The 16,003-nt window shown below is 66.5% G+C and carries 16 protein-coding genes and 1 pseudogene; 6 read left to right on the plus strand and 11 right to left on the minus strand.

Annotated features, from left to right (window positions below):
* On the minus strand, positions 1-513 hold the full coding sequence (locus tag ACLB1G_RS23505; protein ID WP_491629677.1) for a hypothetical protein: 513 nt from the start codon (positions 511-513) through the stop codon (positions 1-3).
* Between the two features lie 104 nt (positions 514-617).
* Between ACLB1G_RS23505 and ACLB1G_RS23510 the strand changes: the two genes are divergently transcribed.
* From ACLB1G_RS23510 to ACLB1G_RS23535, 6 genes are all read left to right on the plus strand, one after another.
* Positions 618-974, plus strand: a complete 357-nt coding sequence (locus ACLB1G_RS23510; protein WP_491629678.1) for an ArsR/SmtB family transcription factor — start codon at positions 618-620, stop codon at positions 972-974.
* Positions 967-1,917, plus strand: a complete 951-nt coding sequence (locus ACLB1G_RS23515; RefSeq protein ID WP_491629679.1) for an SRPBCC family protein — start codon at positions 967-969, stop codon at positions 1,915-1,917. The genes ACLB1G_RS23510 and ACLB1G_RS23515 overlap by 8 nt, the downstream gene beginning before the upstream one ends.
* 159 nt (positions 1,918-2,076) lie before the next feature.
* Positions 2,077-2,358 carry a type II toxin-antitoxin system RelE/ParE family toxin gene (locus ACLB1G_RS23520; RefSeq protein ID WP_491629680.1) on the plus strand — a complete coding sequence of 94 codons (282 nt, stop codon included), beginning with the start codon at positions 2,077-2,079 and terminating at the stop codon, positions 2,356-2,358.
* Positions 2,359-2,373: 15 nt separating this feature from the next.
* Positions 2,374-2,652: a HigA family addiction module antitoxin gene (locus tag ACLB1G_RS23525; RefSeq protein WP_491629681.1), complete on the plus strand. Its 279-nt coding sequence runs from the start codon at positions 2,374-2,376 to the stop codon at positions 2,650-2,652.
* A gap of 68 nt (positions 2,653-2,720) precedes the next feature.
* Positions 2,721-4,079, plus strand: coding sequence for a prephenate-dependent tRNA uridine(34) hydroxylase TrhP (gene trhP / locus ACLB1G_RS23530; RefSeq protein ID WP_491629682.1), 1,359 nt, complete (start codon positions 2,721-2,723; stop codon positions 4,077-4,079).
* A gap of 143 nt (positions 4,080-4,222) precedes the next feature.
* On the plus strand, positions 4,223-6,226 hold the full coding sequence (locus ACLB1G_RS23535) for a S9 family peptidase (protein WP_491629683.1): 2,004 nt from the start codon (positions 4,223-4,225) through the stop codon (positions 6,224-6,226).
* A 52-nt stretch (positions 6,227-6,278) separates the two neighbouring features.
* Here the strand turns inward: ACLB1G_RS23535 and ACLB1G_RS23540 are convergent, their stop codons facing one another.
* From ACLB1G_RS23540 to ACLB1G_RS23585, 10 genes and pseudogenes are all read right to left on the minus strand, one after another.
* The gene (locus tag ACLB1G_RS23540; RefSeq protein ID WP_491629684.1) at positions 6,279-7,862 is read right to left on the minus strand and encodes an isocitrate lyase; all 1,584 of its coding nucleotides are present in this window, start codon (positions 7,860-7,862) and stop codon (positions 6,279-6,281) included.
* A gap of 260 nt (positions 7,863-8,122) precedes the next feature.
* Positions 8,123-8,932: a c-type cytochrome gene (locus tag ACLB1G_RS23545; protein ID WP_491629685.1), complete on the minus strand. Its 810-nt coding sequence runs from the start codon at positions 8,930-8,932 to the stop codon at positions 8,123-8,125.
* Positions 8,929-10,545 (minus strand): cbb3-type cytochrome c oxidase subunit I, encoded by a 1,617-nt coding sequence (locus tag ACLB1G_RS23550; RefSeq protein ID WP_491629686.1) that lies wholly within the window; start codon positions 10,543-10,545, stop codon positions 8,929-8,931. The genes ACLB1G_RS23545 and ACLB1G_RS23550 overlap by 4 nt, the downstream gene beginning before the upstream one ends.
* Complete coding sequence (locus tag ACLB1G_RS23555) at positions 10,532-11,092, minus strand: cupredoxin domain-containing protein (RefSeq protein WP_491629687.1); 561 nt, start codon at positions 11,090-11,092, stop codon at positions 10,532-10,534. Before ACLB1G_RS23555 ends, ACLB1G_RS23550 begins: the two co-directional genes overlap by 14 nt.
* Entirely contained in the window at positions 11,089-11,256 is a 168-nt protein-coding gene (locus ACLB1G_RS23560) for a hypothetical protein (RefSeq protein ID WP_491629688.1), read from the minus strand. Before ACLB1G_RS23560 ends, ACLB1G_RS23555 begins: the two co-directional genes overlap by 4 nt.
* A 9-nt stretch (positions 11,257-11,265) precedes the next feature.
* Positions 11,266-12,579 carry a c-type cytochrome gene (locus ACLB1G_RS23565; protein WP_491629689.1) on the minus strand — a complete coding sequence of 438 codons (1,314 nt, stop codon included), beginning with the start codon at positions 12,577-12,579 and terminating at the stop codon, positions 11,266-11,268.
* A gap of 12 nt (positions 12,580-12,591) precedes the next feature.
* Positions 12,592-13,341, minus strand: coding sequence for a c-type cytochrome (locus ACLB1G_RS23570; RefSeq protein ID WP_491629690.1), 750 nt, complete (start codon positions 13,339-13,341; stop codon positions 12,592-12,594).
* A 165-nt stretch (positions 13,342-13,506) separates the two neighbouring features.
* Positions 13,507-14,019, minus strand: a complete 513-nt coding sequence (locus ACLB1G_RS23575) for a YgjV family protein (RefSeq protein ID WP_491629691.1) — start codon at positions 14,017-14,019, stop codon at positions 13,507-13,509.
* A 62-nt stretch (positions 14,020-14,081) separates the two neighbouring features.
* A pseudogene (locus ACLB1G_RS23580) lies at positions 14,082-14,825 on the minus strand (YoaK family protein); the annotation flags it as partial.
* A gap of 75 nt (positions 14,826-14,900) precedes the next feature.
* The gene (locus ACLB1G_RS23585; RefSeq protein ID WP_491629692.1) at positions 14,901-15,890 is read right to left on the minus strand and encodes a chemotaxis protein CheB; all 990 of its coding nucleotides are present in this window, start codon (positions 15,888-15,890) and stop codon (positions 14,901-14,903) included.
* Between the last annotated feature and the right edge of the window lie 113 nt (positions 15,891-16,003).

Consider the following 16,003-nt stretch of genomic DNA (forward strand, 5'->3'; position numbering starts at 1 on the left):
TCATCCAGGGGGCCCGGGTCCAACCAGCCTGGCCGAGACGTACTGGAGCCACTGGTCGTCCAGGTCCGGCTGGCCGTCCACGGTCTCTACGCGTTCGAAGCTGCGCCACACGGCGGGCTGTCCCAGGAACACGAGGTAGTAATTCCCGAACGTGAACGTGGGGTGTATCACGCAATCGGGACCGTTCATGGTGCGGCCGCCGCCGCGCCGCCAGAATGCGGGGTCCTGATGGCGCTGGTAGCTGCTTTCGCCATCGCGCCCCATGCCGCCGGCATCCCGGATCACGAACCGGCTGCGCTCCCAGCCGGCGTAGCGCCGCGCCACCTCGAATTCGTATTCCACGCCGCCCTCCACCAGCGGCGAAACACGCACCACCCTGGCCAGCGAGACATCCACCGCCTGCCGCAACTGTTGGTCCACGTCCACCAGCTGCGCCTCGGGGGCCATGCGGCACGCCTGGCTGGCTTGCGCGTACAGGCCCAGCAACAATGACGCCAGTATGAGTCGGCGCATAGGATTTCCCTCCATGTTTCCCGGATTATCCCATTTCGCTTGACCTGCGGCGCATCTGCGCGCATATTAAACCCATAAGTTAATTAACTCATGGGCAGAATACCATGCAAGACCACCTCAGCCAGACGTTTTCGGCCCTGGCCGACCCGACCCGCCGCGCCATGCTGGCGCGGCTGTCGGCCGGCGAGGCCTATGTGTCCGACCTGGCCCAGCCTTTTCTGGGCGAGATGAGCCTGCCGGCCATCACCAAGCATTTGCAGGTGCTGGAAAAGGCTGGCCTGATCACCAAGACCCGCAAGGCGCAGTGGCGCTCCTGCCGCATCAATGGCGACGGCCTGAAGGAAGCCGCCGACTGGATGCAGCAGTACCGCGTGTTCTGGGAAGAGAGTTTCGACCGCCTCGATGCCTACCTGAAAACCGTCACAGCAAACACCACCCCACCAGGAGACCAGCATGACTGAAGCAGCAGACAATGAAATCCGCATCACCCGCATCTACGACGCGCCCGTGCAGGCGGTGTGGGACGCCTGGACCGACCCTGCCCAGACGGCATTATGGTGGGGCCCGCGCGGCTTTACCCTGACCACCCACGGCAAGGACTTGCGCGTGGGCGGCCACTGGACCTACACCATGCACGGCCCGGACGGCGTGGACTATCCGAACAAGACCATCTACCACGAGGTGGAGCCACTGGCGAAGCTGGTCTACGACCACGGCGGCAGCGACGACAGTCCGCCGCTGTTCCGCGTCACCGTGCTGTTTGCCGAGCAGGACGGCAAGACCCGCATGGACATGACCATGGCCCTGGCCAGCGCCGAGCAGGCCGCGCAAACGCGCCAGTTCATCAGGCAGGCCGGCGGCAACGCGACCTGGGACCGGCTGGCCGAATACCTGGGCCAGCGGCTGGAGGGCAAGGAAGTGTTCGTTATCAACCGCAGCGTCGAGGCGCCGCAGGACGTGGTGTTCGATATGTGGGCCACGCCCGAGCACCTGGCGCGCTGGCTGCCGCCGGCCGGCATGGACATGCGTTTCATCCGGGCCGACATCCGCACCGGCGGCAGCGCGTTCTACGCCATGACCGGCCACGGCTTCACCATGTATGGGCGCTCGCAGTACGAGGCCATCCGCCGCCCCGACCTGCTGGTCTACACCCAGCAGTTCGTGGATGAGCACGAGCACATCGCACGCCATCCGATGGCGCCCACCTGGCCGGAAACCATGCGCACCATCGTGCGGCTTGCCGCCGAAGGCGCCAACAGCACCCGCATCACCATCACCACCGAGGTGGCCGGCGAGGCCACGCCGGAAGAACTGGCTGTCTTCACCGCCCACCGCGGCAGCATGACCCAGGGCTGGACCGGCTCGCTGGACAAGCTGGAATCGATATTGGCGGCGGGCAGCTGAACTTACTATCGTGCGCGCATGGCACTGCGAGGGCCAAGCGCGTCCATAAAAGTGTCGCCGTTTGCGGAAAATCGCCATCGTGCTGAACCTGAGATTAATCAAACTGCGGATACTGATCCTAAGCCACCCTGAAGCCATCTCGAAAGAGGGGGTAACATCATGGCTATCAGGTCCTTTCGATGCAAGCAGACCAAGGCCCTGTTTGAAGGCAGGGCGGTATCGCGGTTCGCTAACTTTCGGTCGGTAGCTGAGAGAAAACTCCAGGCGCTGGACAACGCGGCGACCCTGGACTTCCTGCGCTCACCGACGGGAAACCGCCTGGAGTCCTTGAGCGGTAACCGCCAGGGCCAGCACAGCATAAGAATCAATGACCAGTTTCGGATTTGCTTTGTGTGGACCGCTCTTGGGCCCGAAAATGTCGAAATCGTCGACTATCACTAGTAAGCGGAGGTGACCATGATCCATAACGGAATGCGCGCCATACATCCGGGCGAAATCTTGCGCGAAGATTTCCTGGCGCCGCTAGGCCTGACGGCGTCAGCGCTGTCTGAAGCGATACATATCGCAGCAGGTCACATCGATGAAATCCTGCAGGAGCGGCGTGATATCACACCAGACATTGCATCGAAACTGGCCAGCCACTTCGGCGGCGATGCACAATCCTGGCTCAATCTTCAGCAAGCTTACAACTTGAAATCAGCGATGCAAGAAACTCCTGCAAAGCAAGCACCCTGATTTTGATCTGGCGCAAGGAAATGGTGGATGCGGAGGGCTAGACTTGCCGGTTTTTGTCTGCTTCCACCATGCCCCACGCTCCCGAACTCCTGCTGCCGGCCGGCTCGCTGGCCAAGATGCATGCCGCCTTCGATTTCGGCGCCGACGCCGTCTATGCCGGCCAGCCGCGCTATAGCCTGCGGGCGCGCAATAACGAATTTTCCACCCTGCAGTCGCTGCAAGAGGGCATAACAGGCGCCCACGCGCGCGGCAGGAAGTTTTTTGTGGCCAGTAACATCTTCGCCCACAACAACAAGCTTAAGACCTATCTGCGCGACATGGAGCCGGTGGTCGCCATGCGCCCAGACGCCCTCATCATGGCCGATCCCGGCCTGATCATGCTGGTGCGCGAGCGCTGGCCGGAGCTGCCCATCCACCTGTCTGTGCAGGCCAACGCCGTCAACTGGGCCGACGTCAAGTTCTGGCACCGCATGGGCTTGACGCGGGTGATCCTGTCGCGCGAGCTGTCGCTGGACGAGATCGAGGAAATCCGCCAGCGCTGTCCGGAGATGGAGCTGGAAGTGTTCGTGCACGGCGCCCTGTGCATTGCCTATTCCGGCCGCTGCCTGCTGTCCGGCTATTTCAACCACCGCGATTCCAACCAGGGCACTTGCACCAATTCCTGCCGCTGGGACTACCAGGTGCAGGGCGCCACCGAGGACGCCAGCGGCGGCTACGCGCCCACCCAGGTGATTCCGCTGCGCTACCGCGAGGCGCTGCAGGCGGCCGGGACGCCGCCGTCGGCCCTGCACCAGCAGCCGCGCCATCCGCTGGCCGACCAGCCCTGGCTGATCGAGGAAGCGGAGCGCCCCGGCCAGCTGATGCCCATCATGGAGGATGAACACGGCACCTACATCATGAATTCCAAGGACTTGCGCGCGGTCGAACACGTGGCGCGTCTCGTAAAAATAGGGGTGGACTCGCTCAAGGTGGAAGGCCGCACCAAGTCGCGCTACTACGCGGCGCGCACGGCCCAGGTGTACCGCCAGGCCATAGACGATGCGGTAGCCGGCCGCCCTCTGGATCCAAGCTTGCTGGGCCAGCTGCAAGGCCTGGCCAACCGCGGCTACACGGACGGCTTCTACCAGCGGCACCAGCCGCAGGACTACCAGAACTACCTGCGCGGCGCCTCCGAGGCCGACCGCAGCCAGTACGTGGGCGATGTGCTGGCGGTGCAGGATGGCTGGGCCAGGGTCGAGGTCAAGAACCGCTTCGCGGTCGGCGACCGCATCGAGGTCATTCACCCGTCAGGCAACCGCGACCTCACGCTGGCGCGCATGCTGGACGAGGGCGGGGCCGAGCTGTCGGTGGCGCCCGGCAGCGGCCACATCGTGCGCATCCCGCTGGACCCGGCACTGGACGGGGCGCTGCTGGCGCGCTACCTGTAGCGCCATCTATCCGCGCATGCAGCCGTCCGGCCACGTTTTCCGGCCGTCCGTCACAGCGCCTGCCCCACCGCTGGCCGCCTCGCATATGATGGCAGGGCAATATCAGTTCGTCATGCCATCATAACAATCGAGAGAGAGAGCCCATGATACGATACGCCCTACCCGCCCTGCTGCTGGCCAGCGCCCTCCCCGCCTACGCCCAGGCCCCTTCCGACGTCCCCCTGATCGAGCGCGCCAAGATCTTCGGCAATCCCAGCAAGTCCGGCGGCAAGCTCAGCCCGGACGGCAAGTGGCTGTCCTGGATCGCCCCGCGCGACGGCGTGCTCAATGTGTGGGTGGCGCCGGCCAGCGACCTGTCCAAGGCGCGTCCGCTCACCGAGGAAAAGACCCGCCCGCTGCGCACCAGCTTCTGGTCGCCGGATTCGAAATCGGTGCTGTTCATCCAGGACAAGGGCGGCGACGAGAACTTCCTGCTGTACGGGGTGGACGTGGCGAGCGGCAAGCAGACCAGCTACACCCCGTTCGAGAAAACGCGCGCCATGGTCATCAACATCAGCAGCAAGGTCAAGGACCGCATCCTGGTCGGCATCAACAACCGCGACCCGCGCTGGCATGACGTCTACAGCCTGGACCTGGCCAGCGGCAAGCTGACCCTGGTGATGAAAAACGAGGGCTACGGCGGCTTCCTGGCCGATGAGTCGCTCAAGCTGCGCATCGCCGCCAAGCCGCGCCCGGACGGCGGCACCACCTACTACCGCATCAGCGGCGACAAGGTGGAAGAGCAGCCGCTGGTGGACGTGGGCCTGGAAGATTCGCAGACCACAGGCCCGCGCGGCTTCACGGTGGATGGCAAGACCCTGTACTGGACCGACTCGCGCGGCCGCGACACCTCGGCCCTGCTGGCCCAGGATGTGGCCACCGGCAAGACCACCGTGGTGGCCGAGGACCGGCGCGCCGACATCGGCAGCGCCCTGGCCGACCCGCGCACCGGCCGCGTGCAAGCCTACTCGGTCGACTACCTGAAGCAGGAATACGTGCCGCTGTCGAACGACATCAAGGCCGACCTGGACTTCCTGAAGAAGAACATCAAGGGCCAGTTCGCGATCACCTCGCGCACCGACGCCGACGACAAGTGGACCGTCAGCGTGGACCCCGTCACCGGTCCGGCCTCGGCCTGGCTGTACGAGCGCAAGGCCAAGCGCCTGACCCAGCTCTACGTGACCCGGCCGGAACTGGAAGGCGCGCCGCTGACCCAGATGTATCCGCAGGAGATCAAGGCGCGCGACGGCCTGACGCTGGTGTCCTACCTGTCCTTGCCCAGGACCGTGGACCAGGGCGGCAAGGCCGCCAAGCCGGTGCCGCTGGTGCTGCTGGTGCATGGCGGCCCGTGGGCGCGCGACGGCTACGGCTACAACGGCTACCACCAGTGGCTGGCCAACCGCGGCTACGCCGTGCTGTCGGTGAACTACCGCGGCTCCACCGGCTACGGCAAGAAGTTCATCTCGGCCGGCGACCTGCAGTGGGGCCGCAAGATGCATGACGATCTGCTCGATGCGGTGCGGTGGGCGGTGCAGCAGGGCGTGACCACGCCCGACAAGGTGGCCATCATGGGCGGCTCCTACGGCGGCTACGCCACCCTGGCCGGCCTGGCGTTCACGCCCACCACCTTTGCCTGCGGGGTAGACATCGTCGGCCCGTCCAACCTGTTCACGCTGCTGCAGACCATTCCGCCCTACTGGGAAGCGGGCAAGCAGCAGTTCTACAAGCGCATGGGCGATCCCACCACGGAAGAAGGCAAGGCGCTGCTCAAGGAACGTTCGCCGCTCAACTACGCCCAGAACATCGTGCGGCCGCTGCTGATCGGCCAGGGCGCCAACGACCCGCGCGTCAACGTGCGCGAGTCGGACCAGATCGTGGAAGCGATGGCGTCCAAGAACATCCCGGTCACCTACGTGGTGTTCCCGGACGAAGGCCACGGCTTCGCCCGTCCGGTCAACAACATCGCCTTCAACGCCGTGACCGAAAACTTCCTCGGCCAGTGCCTGGGCGGCCGCGCCGAACCGATAGGCGGCGCCATCAAGGCTTCCACGGCCCAGGTCAAGCACGGCGCCGAGTTCGCCCCGGGCCTGAAGGAAGCGGCACAGTAAAAGGTTAAAAAAAAGTCCGCCACGAGGCGGACTTTTTTTGCAGCGGCGTGGATCAGTGGAACTGGTTCATGGTGTTGTCCTTGCCGGCCGCCTTCAGGGCCGCTTCGCCGGCGAAGTATTCCTTGTGGTCGTCGCCGATGTCGGAACCGGACATGTTCTGGTGCTTGACGCAGGCGATGCCCTGGCGGATTTCCTTGCGCTGCACGCCGGCCACGTAGCCCAGCATGCCTTGCTCGCCGAAGTATTCCTTGGCCAGGTTGTCGGTCGACAGCGCGGCCGTGTGGTAGGTCGGCAGCGTGATCAGGTGGTGGAAGATGCCGGCTTCACGGGCTGCGTCGGCCTGGAAGGTGCGGATCTTGTCGTCAGCCTGGATGGCCAGTTCGCTGCTGTCGTACTCGGCGCTCATCAGGGCGCCGCGCTCGTAGGCCGAGACATCCTTGCCTTCGGCTTTCCAGGCGTCGTACACCTGCTGGCGGAAGTTCAGGGTCCAGTTGAACGAGGGGCTGTTGTTGTACACCAGCTTGGCGTTCGGGATCACCTTGCGGATTTCCTTCACCATGCCGCCGATCTGGCCGATGTGCGGTTTCTCGGTTTCTATCCACAGCAGGTCGGCGCCGTTCTGCAGCGAGGTGATGCAGTCCAGCACGCAGCGCGCCTCGCCGGTGCCCGGGCGGAACTGGAACAGGTTGCTGGGCAGGCGTTTCGGGCGCAGCAGCTTGCCGTCGCGGGCAATCACCACGTCGCCATTCTTCAGCGCCGACGGTTCCAGTTCCTCGGTGTCCAGGAAGGAGTTGTACTGGTCGCCCAGGTCGCCCGGCTCACGGGTGTAGGCGATCTGCTTGGTCAGGCCGGCGCCCAGCGAGTCGGTACGGGCCACGATCACCCCATTGTCCACGCCCAGTTCCAGGAAGGCGTAGCGCACGGCGCGGATCTTGGCCAAGAAGTCCTCGTGCGGCACGGTGACCTTGCCGTCCTGGTGGCCGCACTGCTTCTCGTCCGACACCTGGTTTTCCAGCTGGATGCAGCAGGCGCCCGCTTCGATCATCTGCTTGGCCAGCAGGTAGGTGGCTTCGGCGTTGCCGAAACCGGCGTCGATGTCGGCGATGATGGGCACCACGTGGGTGATGTGGTTGTCGATCTTGGCCTGGATGGCTTGCTTGGCGGCGCCTTCGGCGGCGTCCAGTTCGCGGAACAAACCGCCCAGCTCACGGGCGTCGGCCTGGCGCAGGAAGGTGTACAGCTCCTTGATCAAGGCCGGCACCGTGGTCTTTTCGTGCATGGACTGGTCCGGCAGCGGGCCGAACTCGGAACGCAGGGCGGCGATCATCCAGCCCGACAGGTAGAGGTAGCGGCGGTCGGTGCTGTTGAAGTGCTTCTTGATGGAGATCAGCTTCTGCTGGCCGATGAAGCCGTGCCAGCAGCCCAGCGACTGGGTGTACAGCGAGGGATCGGCGTCATAGGCCGCCATGTCGCGGCGCATGATGTCGGCCGTGTAGCGGGCGATGTCCAGGCCGGTCTTGAAGCGGTTCTGGGCGCGCATGCGGGCCGCCGACTCCGGATTGATGGCGTTCCAGGGGCTGCCGGCCTGGTCTTTGAGGGAGGCAACAGCCTGGATGTCGTCTTGATACTTGGACATGGGAATCTCCTAATCAATAAGCGGTGAAGTGAGGTCAAAAGCGTGCGTCGTTGGAACTATGATAGACCGCAACGGTGGAGAATGGCATGTCTTATATAAGACATATAACCTAAATATTTTCCTTATTTTTCAGTAAGTTAAAAACCATTTTTTGCATTGCGGTACGAATTTTCAAAAAATGGGATAAGTGCTGGCACGTGGCGCACCTCCATATTTCGTGATGTGAAACGGCTTTTCGCAGGCTGCGTTACGTAGTTTGCTTAATGTCCGGCCGGGGCCGCCTTGCCGGCATAAAACGCGGCCACTTCGGCGATTTCCGCCTGCGTCATGGAACGGGCGACGTTGCGCATTTGCATCTGCCCATCGTTCCTGCGGCTGCCGTCCTTGAAGGCCTGCAGCTGCAGCACCAGGTAGGGACGCGGCATGCCTTCCAGCCACGGGGCGCCCAGCTTCTGGTCCACCCCGCCGTGGCAAGAGATGCAGGGCGCGATATTGCGCAGCGGGTCGCCCACCCGCACCAGGGCGGGCAGTTGCTCGTCATAGGTGGTGGGCGCGGTGCGCGCCTTGGGCAGGCTGGCGTAATAAGCGGCCAGGTCGGCGATGTTCTGCTCGCTCAGCCCGCGCGCCAGGGCCGCCATGATGGAACTGCTGCGCTTGCCGCTCTGGTAGTCGCGCAGCTGCTTGATGACCACTTCCGGGTACTGGCCGGCCAGGTTGGGCGCATCGGAGCGGCTCATGCCCTGGGCGCCGTGGCACATGGTGCAGTTCAGCGCCAGGGTGGCGCCGCGCCCGGCGGCGCCGGCGCCGGCCGCGCGGCCCATGGCCGGTTCCAGCACCACCTCGGTGGAGACGTCGGCAACCGGCTGCGGCGCCGCCGCGCCCCAGGAACGCGGCACGCCGGCGGCGCGGCAGATGCTGTCCCACAGGCCCAGCGCTGAATAGTCCTGCTGCACCGAGGGCAGCCACACGAAGCCGGCCGCGATGGAGAGCAGCGCCAGCACCACCAGCCAGGTGATACTGGCGCGCACGCCACGGCGGTCCTGCTGCAGATTGTCGGGCGCGCCCATCATCGTGCTCCTATCGGTATCACCGGCACCGACGCTTCCGGTATCAGGGCCAGCTGCACGATGGGATAGCCGTAATTCACCACCGTCAGCGCGATCATCATGCCCACCCACAGGGCGAAGCCGTTCAGCACGGCGGGCGGCCGGCCTCCCGCATGCACGGGCAGGCTGAAGCTGAACGGCGCCGGCGCCTGGCGCGCCGCCGGACGCGCCAGCAGGTAGATGAACAGCGCGGCCGAGAGTACCAGCAGCAGGCCGCCCACCGTAGACAACACCACCGTGATGGCCTGCGGGTGCAGCGCCGGATGGCTGTAGTCGTAATACGCCATGCGGCGCGGCGCGCCCAGCAGCCCGACCAGGTGCCAGGGCAGGGTCAGCACCAGCATGCCGATGAACCACAGCCACAGCTGGGTGCGTATCAGGCGTTCCGGCAGCGGCCCGCCGCCGCGCAGCTGCGGCCACAACTCATACGCCACCATGAAGTACATGATGACGATGGCGCCGCCGAAGATCAGGTGGAAGTGGCCCGTCACCCACTGCGTGTTGTGCACCGATTCATTGAGCTGGTAGCTCATGTTGATCAAGCCGCCGGCGCCGCCCAGGCCCAGCATGATGAAGGCGAAGGTCACGGCCAGCATCATGGGGTTCTGCCACGGCAGCGCCCTGACCCAGCCGAACAGCCCGCTGCCGCCGCGCAGCCGCGCCGCGATCTCCACCGAGGCGACGATGGTAAACACGGTCAGCAGGGTGGGCACCGAGACCATGGCGGTCATGGCCGCGTGCACGAACTTGAAGCCGGAGCCCACCTGCGGGTCGGCGAACAGGTGGTGGATACCGATCGGCATGGAGAACACCAGGAACAGGGCGAAGGCCACGCGGCCCATGGTGTCGCTGTACAGCCGTCCGCCGATGGCGCGCGGCACCAGGGTGTAGAAGGCGATATAGGCCGGCATCAGCCAGAAGTAGACGATGGCGTGCAGGGTCCAGGAAAACAGCACCCGCGCCAGGCCGGCGTTGATGGTGTCGGTCCAGCCCAGCGAGGCCGGCAGTATCAGCACCAGCACCTCGGAGGCCGCGCCCACGGAGGTCCAGGCCCACAGGTAGGCCCCGGCCACGTTGCCGTACATGGCCAGCGGCACGGTGGCGCCGGGGTTGGCCTTTTTCCAGGCGCGCAGGTTGATGGACATCAGCGCCACCCAGATCCAGGAACCCACCACCACCAGCACCACGCCCAGGTAGTACAGCGGACTGGCGATCATGGGCGGGTAGAAGGTGTACAGCACCGAGGCCCGCCCCAGCGCCACCGTGGATGCGGCCAGCACGGTGCCGGCGATCACCAGCCAGAAGCCGGCCCAGGCCCAGCGCAGGCCGACCAGCGGGCGCTTGAGCGCCAGCTCGGCGATGGCGTAGCCGAAGCCCATGGCCACCAGGGTCGGCAGCACATAGGCCATCACGGTGCCGTGCGCCGTCACCGAGCGGTAGTAGTGCTCGGGATTGTTGATCCAGGCCGCCAGCGGACTGCGGATGTACATCTGCCATTCGCCCAGCAGGATGGCGGCAAAGAAGGCGATGAAGGCGACCCACAGATGGGCCAGCACCAGTCGTTTAGCGAGGAACACAGCTCAGCCTTTCCGCCGTCCTGGCTTTATCGAAGAATGCTTCCCGGGGCAGCACCCGCACCCGGGCCCACATGGCTTCGTGGCCGGTGCCGCAGTATTCATGGCAGGGCATGAGCTGCTCGCCCGCCGTGGGGAAGGTGGTGGTGAAAGTGGACACGAAGCCAGGGATCAGCATGGTGTTGGCGTTGGTGCGGCCCACCACGAAGCCGTGGATGGCGTCGGTGGCGGTGCCGCGAAAGGTCACCGGCACCCCGGCCGGCACCACCAGGCATTGCGGCGCGAACGAATACTGCTGGGCGATCAGGCGCACCGTCACGCGGCCGTCCGGCGACACCGCCGTGCCCAGGTTATTCTCCACGAACTCGCCGCGCAGGTGCAGGGTGCGCACGTCCACTGTCTCGACCCGCGAGGGCGGCATGGCGGCCCAGTGCAGGCCGGTAAACACCATCATGGCCAGCAGCGAGGCGATGATCAACCCGACCACGATGGCCCAGCGCCGCTCGGCGTGTTCCGCCACCAGTTCGCCGTGGTGCCCGGCCGCGCTCATTGCACCGCCCCGCGCGGCAGGTAGACCAGCAGGTAGAACAGGTAAAAGATGGCCACCACGATGAAGGTCGCCACCCCGGCCACGGCAAAGGCGCCGCGCGGTCCCTGGCGCACGATCTCGTCAACCTTGCGCTCCAGTGCGGCCTGGTCCTCGTCTTCTTGCATGTCGCTTCCTCATTCGGGTAACAGCTTGCGCAAATCGTTCACCTGGGACGGCGCCACCGGGGTGCCGTTGTTGCCCCAGGCGACGCGGATATAGCTGACCACCGCCGCCACCTCGTCATCGTTGAGGATGTGCGAGAACGGCGGCATGCCGTGCGGGCGCGGATTCTTGCGGGTGCCGGGCGGGTAGCCGCCGTTGAGCACCATGCGGATGGAGTTGACCGGCGAGGCCATGGTGATGGACTGGTTGGCGGCCAGCGGCGGATAGGACGGCGGCTGGCCCTTGCCCTCGGCGCCGTGGCAGACCGCGCACTGGGCCGCGTACACGCGGCGGCCACTCTCCATGATTTCCGGCGCCACCAGGCGCGCCTGGCTGGTGGGCGGCGCCTCGCTATCCTTTTGCGGCAGCGCCTTGAGGTACACGGCCATGGCCTTGGCATCCTCGTCGGAGAGGTATTGCAGGCTGTTGTACACCACCTCCGCCATCGGGCCATACACCGTGCCCCGGTGCGACACGCCCACCTGCAGCAGGTCGGCGATGTCCTGGATCTGCCAGTCACCCAGGCCGGCCTCGCGGTTGGAGGTCAGCGAGGGCGCATACCAGTTCTGGTTGGGGATCATGCCGCCCTCGAAGGCTTTCGATTCGCTCGATCCGCCCAGCGCGTTGATGGCGGTGTGGCACATGGCGCAATGGCCCAGGCCCTGCACCAGGTAGGCGCCGCGGTTCCACTCGGCCGACTGGGCGGGATCGGGCTGGTACTCGCCCTGGCGGAAGTACAGGGTGCGCCAGCCTATCAGCAGGTCGCGGTTGTTGAAGGGGAAGCGCAGCTCGTGCGGCCGGTTCTTCAGCCTGACCGGCGTGACCGACATCAGGTAGGCATACATGGCGTCCGAATCGGCGCGCGTGACCTTGGTGTAGGAGGCGAACGGCATGGCCGGATACAGCAGCGTGCCGTCGCGCGAGACCCCGGTGTGCAGCATGCGGTAGAACTCGTCCGAGGTCCAGGTGCCGATCCCGGTGTCATCGTCGGGCGTGATGTTGGGCACGTACAGGTTGCCGAACGGGGTGGGCATGGCCCGTCCGCCGGCGAACTGCGGCGCGTTGGGCGCCGTGTGGCAGGCCACGCAATCGCCGGCCCGGGCCAGGTATTCGCCGCGGTTGATCAGCTGGGTGGCGGCCGACAGCTGCGCCGGCCTGGCGGCGCCCGCCTGCGGCTTGCCGCCCGCCTCGTGCGGCAGCGCACCGGGGCGCAGCAAGTACACGGCGCCGGCCGCCAGCAGGCCCAGTACCACGATCAGGAGCAGGACGCGGGTCACGATGCGCATGGTGTTCCCCCGCTAGCGCTGGCTGCCGCAGGCCAGCGGCATGCGCACCAGGTTGGACGGCTCCGGCGCCGCGTTGGCGTCCGGCTTTTGCTGCCCCAGCCAGGCGGCCACCGCCGTGATGTCAGCGTCGCTCAAACGGCTGGCGATGCGCTTCATGCAGTCCGGCTCGGCGGCGCGCCGCTCGCCCACCTTCCAGCGCGTGAGCTGGCCCACCACATAGGTCGGACCCAGTCCGGCCAGGCCGGGGATGCCGGGCTCCATGCCGGACAGGGCGCTGCCGTGGCAGGCGCTGCAGGCGGGGATGCCCTTGGCCGGGTCGCCCACCGTGATCAGGGTCTGGCCGCGCGTGATGGTGGCCTGGTCGGCCGGGGAGGCGGCGGCCTGGGCGCCGTAGGCCGGACGCTGGGCCGCGAAGTGCGCGGCCATCTCCTTCAGGTAGGCGTCCGGCAGGTAGGCCACCAGGTAGTTCATGGGCGGATAGCTGCGGGTGCCGTCGCGGAAGGAGCGCAGCTGGTTGTACAGGTAGCCGGCCGGCTTGCCGGCGATGCGCGGGAAGTAGCCGTTGGCCGTGCCCTGCCCTTGCTGTCCATGACAGGTAACGCAACCCTGCACGCGGGCTTCGATGGAATCGAGGGTCTTGAAGGCCGGGATGGCGGCGCTTGGCGGCTGGGTTTGCGCCGCTGCCGTGGCGGCCAGCAAGCCGGGTACGAACGCGAGCGCGAGCGCAACGATCCTGTGCAGTGGGACGGGAGCCTGGGTCATGGGTAACCGATCTGTAGGTTCACGCTGCTGATGGAAAAAGTATAACTCCACCAGGCCCCGGACGGTTGGCCTCCTCCCACCGGCACGAGCGTACTGTGCGGATTTGACCACAGTGCGCTATCAACATGCATGCCGCAGGACGCCAAAGGCGCCGCGGCCGCGCGCTCAGGCGGCCGGCGCGGCCCGGCGCCGCGCCATGCGGATGATGGTGGTGAGATTGACCACGGCGATCACCAGCTCCAGCGCGGTGCCGCCGACGGAGCCGGACAGGATGTTGTTGCCTATCCAGAGGAAAGTCCCGGCCAGCATCACCAGCCGCATGGGGATGCCCTGCAGCAGGAACAGCGCCAGCGTGCCCAGGCAGGATGCCGCCAGCGGCAGCCAGTCGCTGGCCTGCCTGGCCAGCGACATCCCCAGCGCCAGGTTGATGGCGACGATGGCCAGCGCCACGACCAGCGAGCGGGTGCGCAGCGCGATCAAAGAGCGCAGCAGCGACATGGTGGAACTGGCCACGGCGGTGGGATTGCCCAGCAGGGCGAAATGCACCACATAGGCCAGGCATTCGCCGGCCATGAACAGCTTGAAGCGGCGGTCGTCGGTCTGCAGGAAGGAGCCGACGCCGAGGACAAACGCAACATAGCCGACGCACTGCGCCGGCGAGAACCAATCGATATGCATGGGGATGGCGGATGGGGCAAACCCGCCATCATACCAGCGCGGCCGGCCTACTTGCCCGCCAGGCGGCGCACGGCGGCCCTGGCGTCGTCCAGCACCGGCACGATGGCCAGCACGGTCAGCAGCAGCGCCAGCAGCAGGGTGGTGGCGTAGCCGATGTGGGTGAAGCCCAGCGCGCCGCCCAGCCCGCCCAGGAAGAAGGCGGACGCCAGCGCCGCCAGGATGCGCAGGCGCGCGCGGTTGGCCTGCACCGCCGGCTGGCCCGGCAAGTCGCCGTTCCAGTAGGCCATCTTGCCCAGCTCGATACCGATGTCGGTGATGATGCCGGTGATGTGGGTGGTGCGGATCTCGGCGTTGGACAGCTTGCTGATGACGGCGTTCTGCAAGCCCATGGTGTAGCACAGCAGCATCACCGTGGCCGGCACGAACAACCCGTCGACCTGCGCCAGACGCGCGCCCAGCACGCCAAAGCACAGCAGCAGCAGGGCTTCCAGCAGCAGCGGCAGCGCGTACTCGCTGTGCAGGCGGTGCCGGCGCGCATAGTTGACCATGATCGCCGAGCTGGCCGCGCCGCCCAGGAAAGACAGCAGCGCGCCCAGCCCGTCGAGCGCCAGGCCGGCCGCGCCGATGGCAAGGTTGTCGGCCATGGACGAGACGATGCCGGTCATGTGCGAGGTGTACTGGCGCACCGCCAGGAAGCCGCCCGCGTTGGCCGCGCCGGCCACGAAGGCCAGCGCGACGCCCAGCTGGCGGTTGCTGTCGGTGGCGCGCTCGCGCCCGGTGAGTCGCCTGACATAGTTGATCGGCATGCCTGCCCTTTCTGAACGGTGGCGCCGCCGGCGCGGCGTCCGGCAGCCATCATACTCCGTTCAGCCCGGCAAGCATCATGCCGCCGAGCCGGCCAGCTGGCGCAGCGTGCGGGCGGCGGCGCACGCCTCCTCGGCCTGCCGTTCCAGTTCGGCCGCGCGCGCCGGCGGCGGCGGCGTAGCGGGCGCCGCCGGATGCGCCAGGTCGCGCGCCAGCCGCTCCTGCTCCTGCAAGGCGCGGATCGCGCTCCGTAGCGATTCCTCCACCCGGCGGCGCTGGGCGGCGGCCAGGATGCCGGCCGTAAAGGCGTGCCCCGTATGGCAGCGGAAATGCGGCAGGGCGCCGGCATCGATCTGCCACAGCGCACCGCCGCATGCGGGACAGGTCCAGGGCGAGCGTGCCCCTATGCAGTTGAGCGTAACCATGGAATTTCCTCCTGCAGCGTGGTTCTCCGCCCGCACCCATTCCGGCACATTCACGACGGCCTCCGGCGGCACCGGCTGCAAAGCCAGTTCGGCCATCAGCGCGGCGATCCGGTCCAGCGCCAGCACATGATCGACCTGCACCTGCAGGATGGCGTTGCGCGGCATATCCGGCACGGCCGCCGTGGCCGGGTCCTGCACGATGGTGACACCGCCGCACTCATGGATGGCCTGCATGCCGAGCGCGCCGTCATCCTGGTAGCCGGACAGCACGATGCCCGCCGCCCTGGGTCCGAACTCGGCCGCCGCAGTGCGGAACAGCGGGTCGATGGCGGGGCGGGTGAAGTTTTCCTTGGCCCCGTGGCTCAGGCGCACGCGGCCCCAGTTGCCGTCGCGGTAGACCGTCAGGTGGACGTCCGGCGGCGCGACCAGCACCACCGATTCCTCTATGCGCTGGCCATCGACGGCAAAGCGCACCGGTAGCGGCGTGGCCCGCTGTAGCACCTCGGGCAGATTGGAGCGGCGCGCGCCGATATGGCGCACCACCAGCACGGCGGCGGGTAAATCGGCGGGCAATGCACCCAGGAGGCTGCACAGGGCCTCCAGCCCGCCGGCGGAAGTGCCGATGACAAATAGTCGATTCATGGCAGCTCCCGGGAGATGGCGTGTGTGTTCCCCTTTATACACCCGGCGCCGCCATTTGATGCATTTTTTTCAACCGTGTGTACCCGGGGGACGGGCCGGGCGGCAATGTGTCA

This window comes from Duganella kummerowiae (assembly GCF_053572355.1).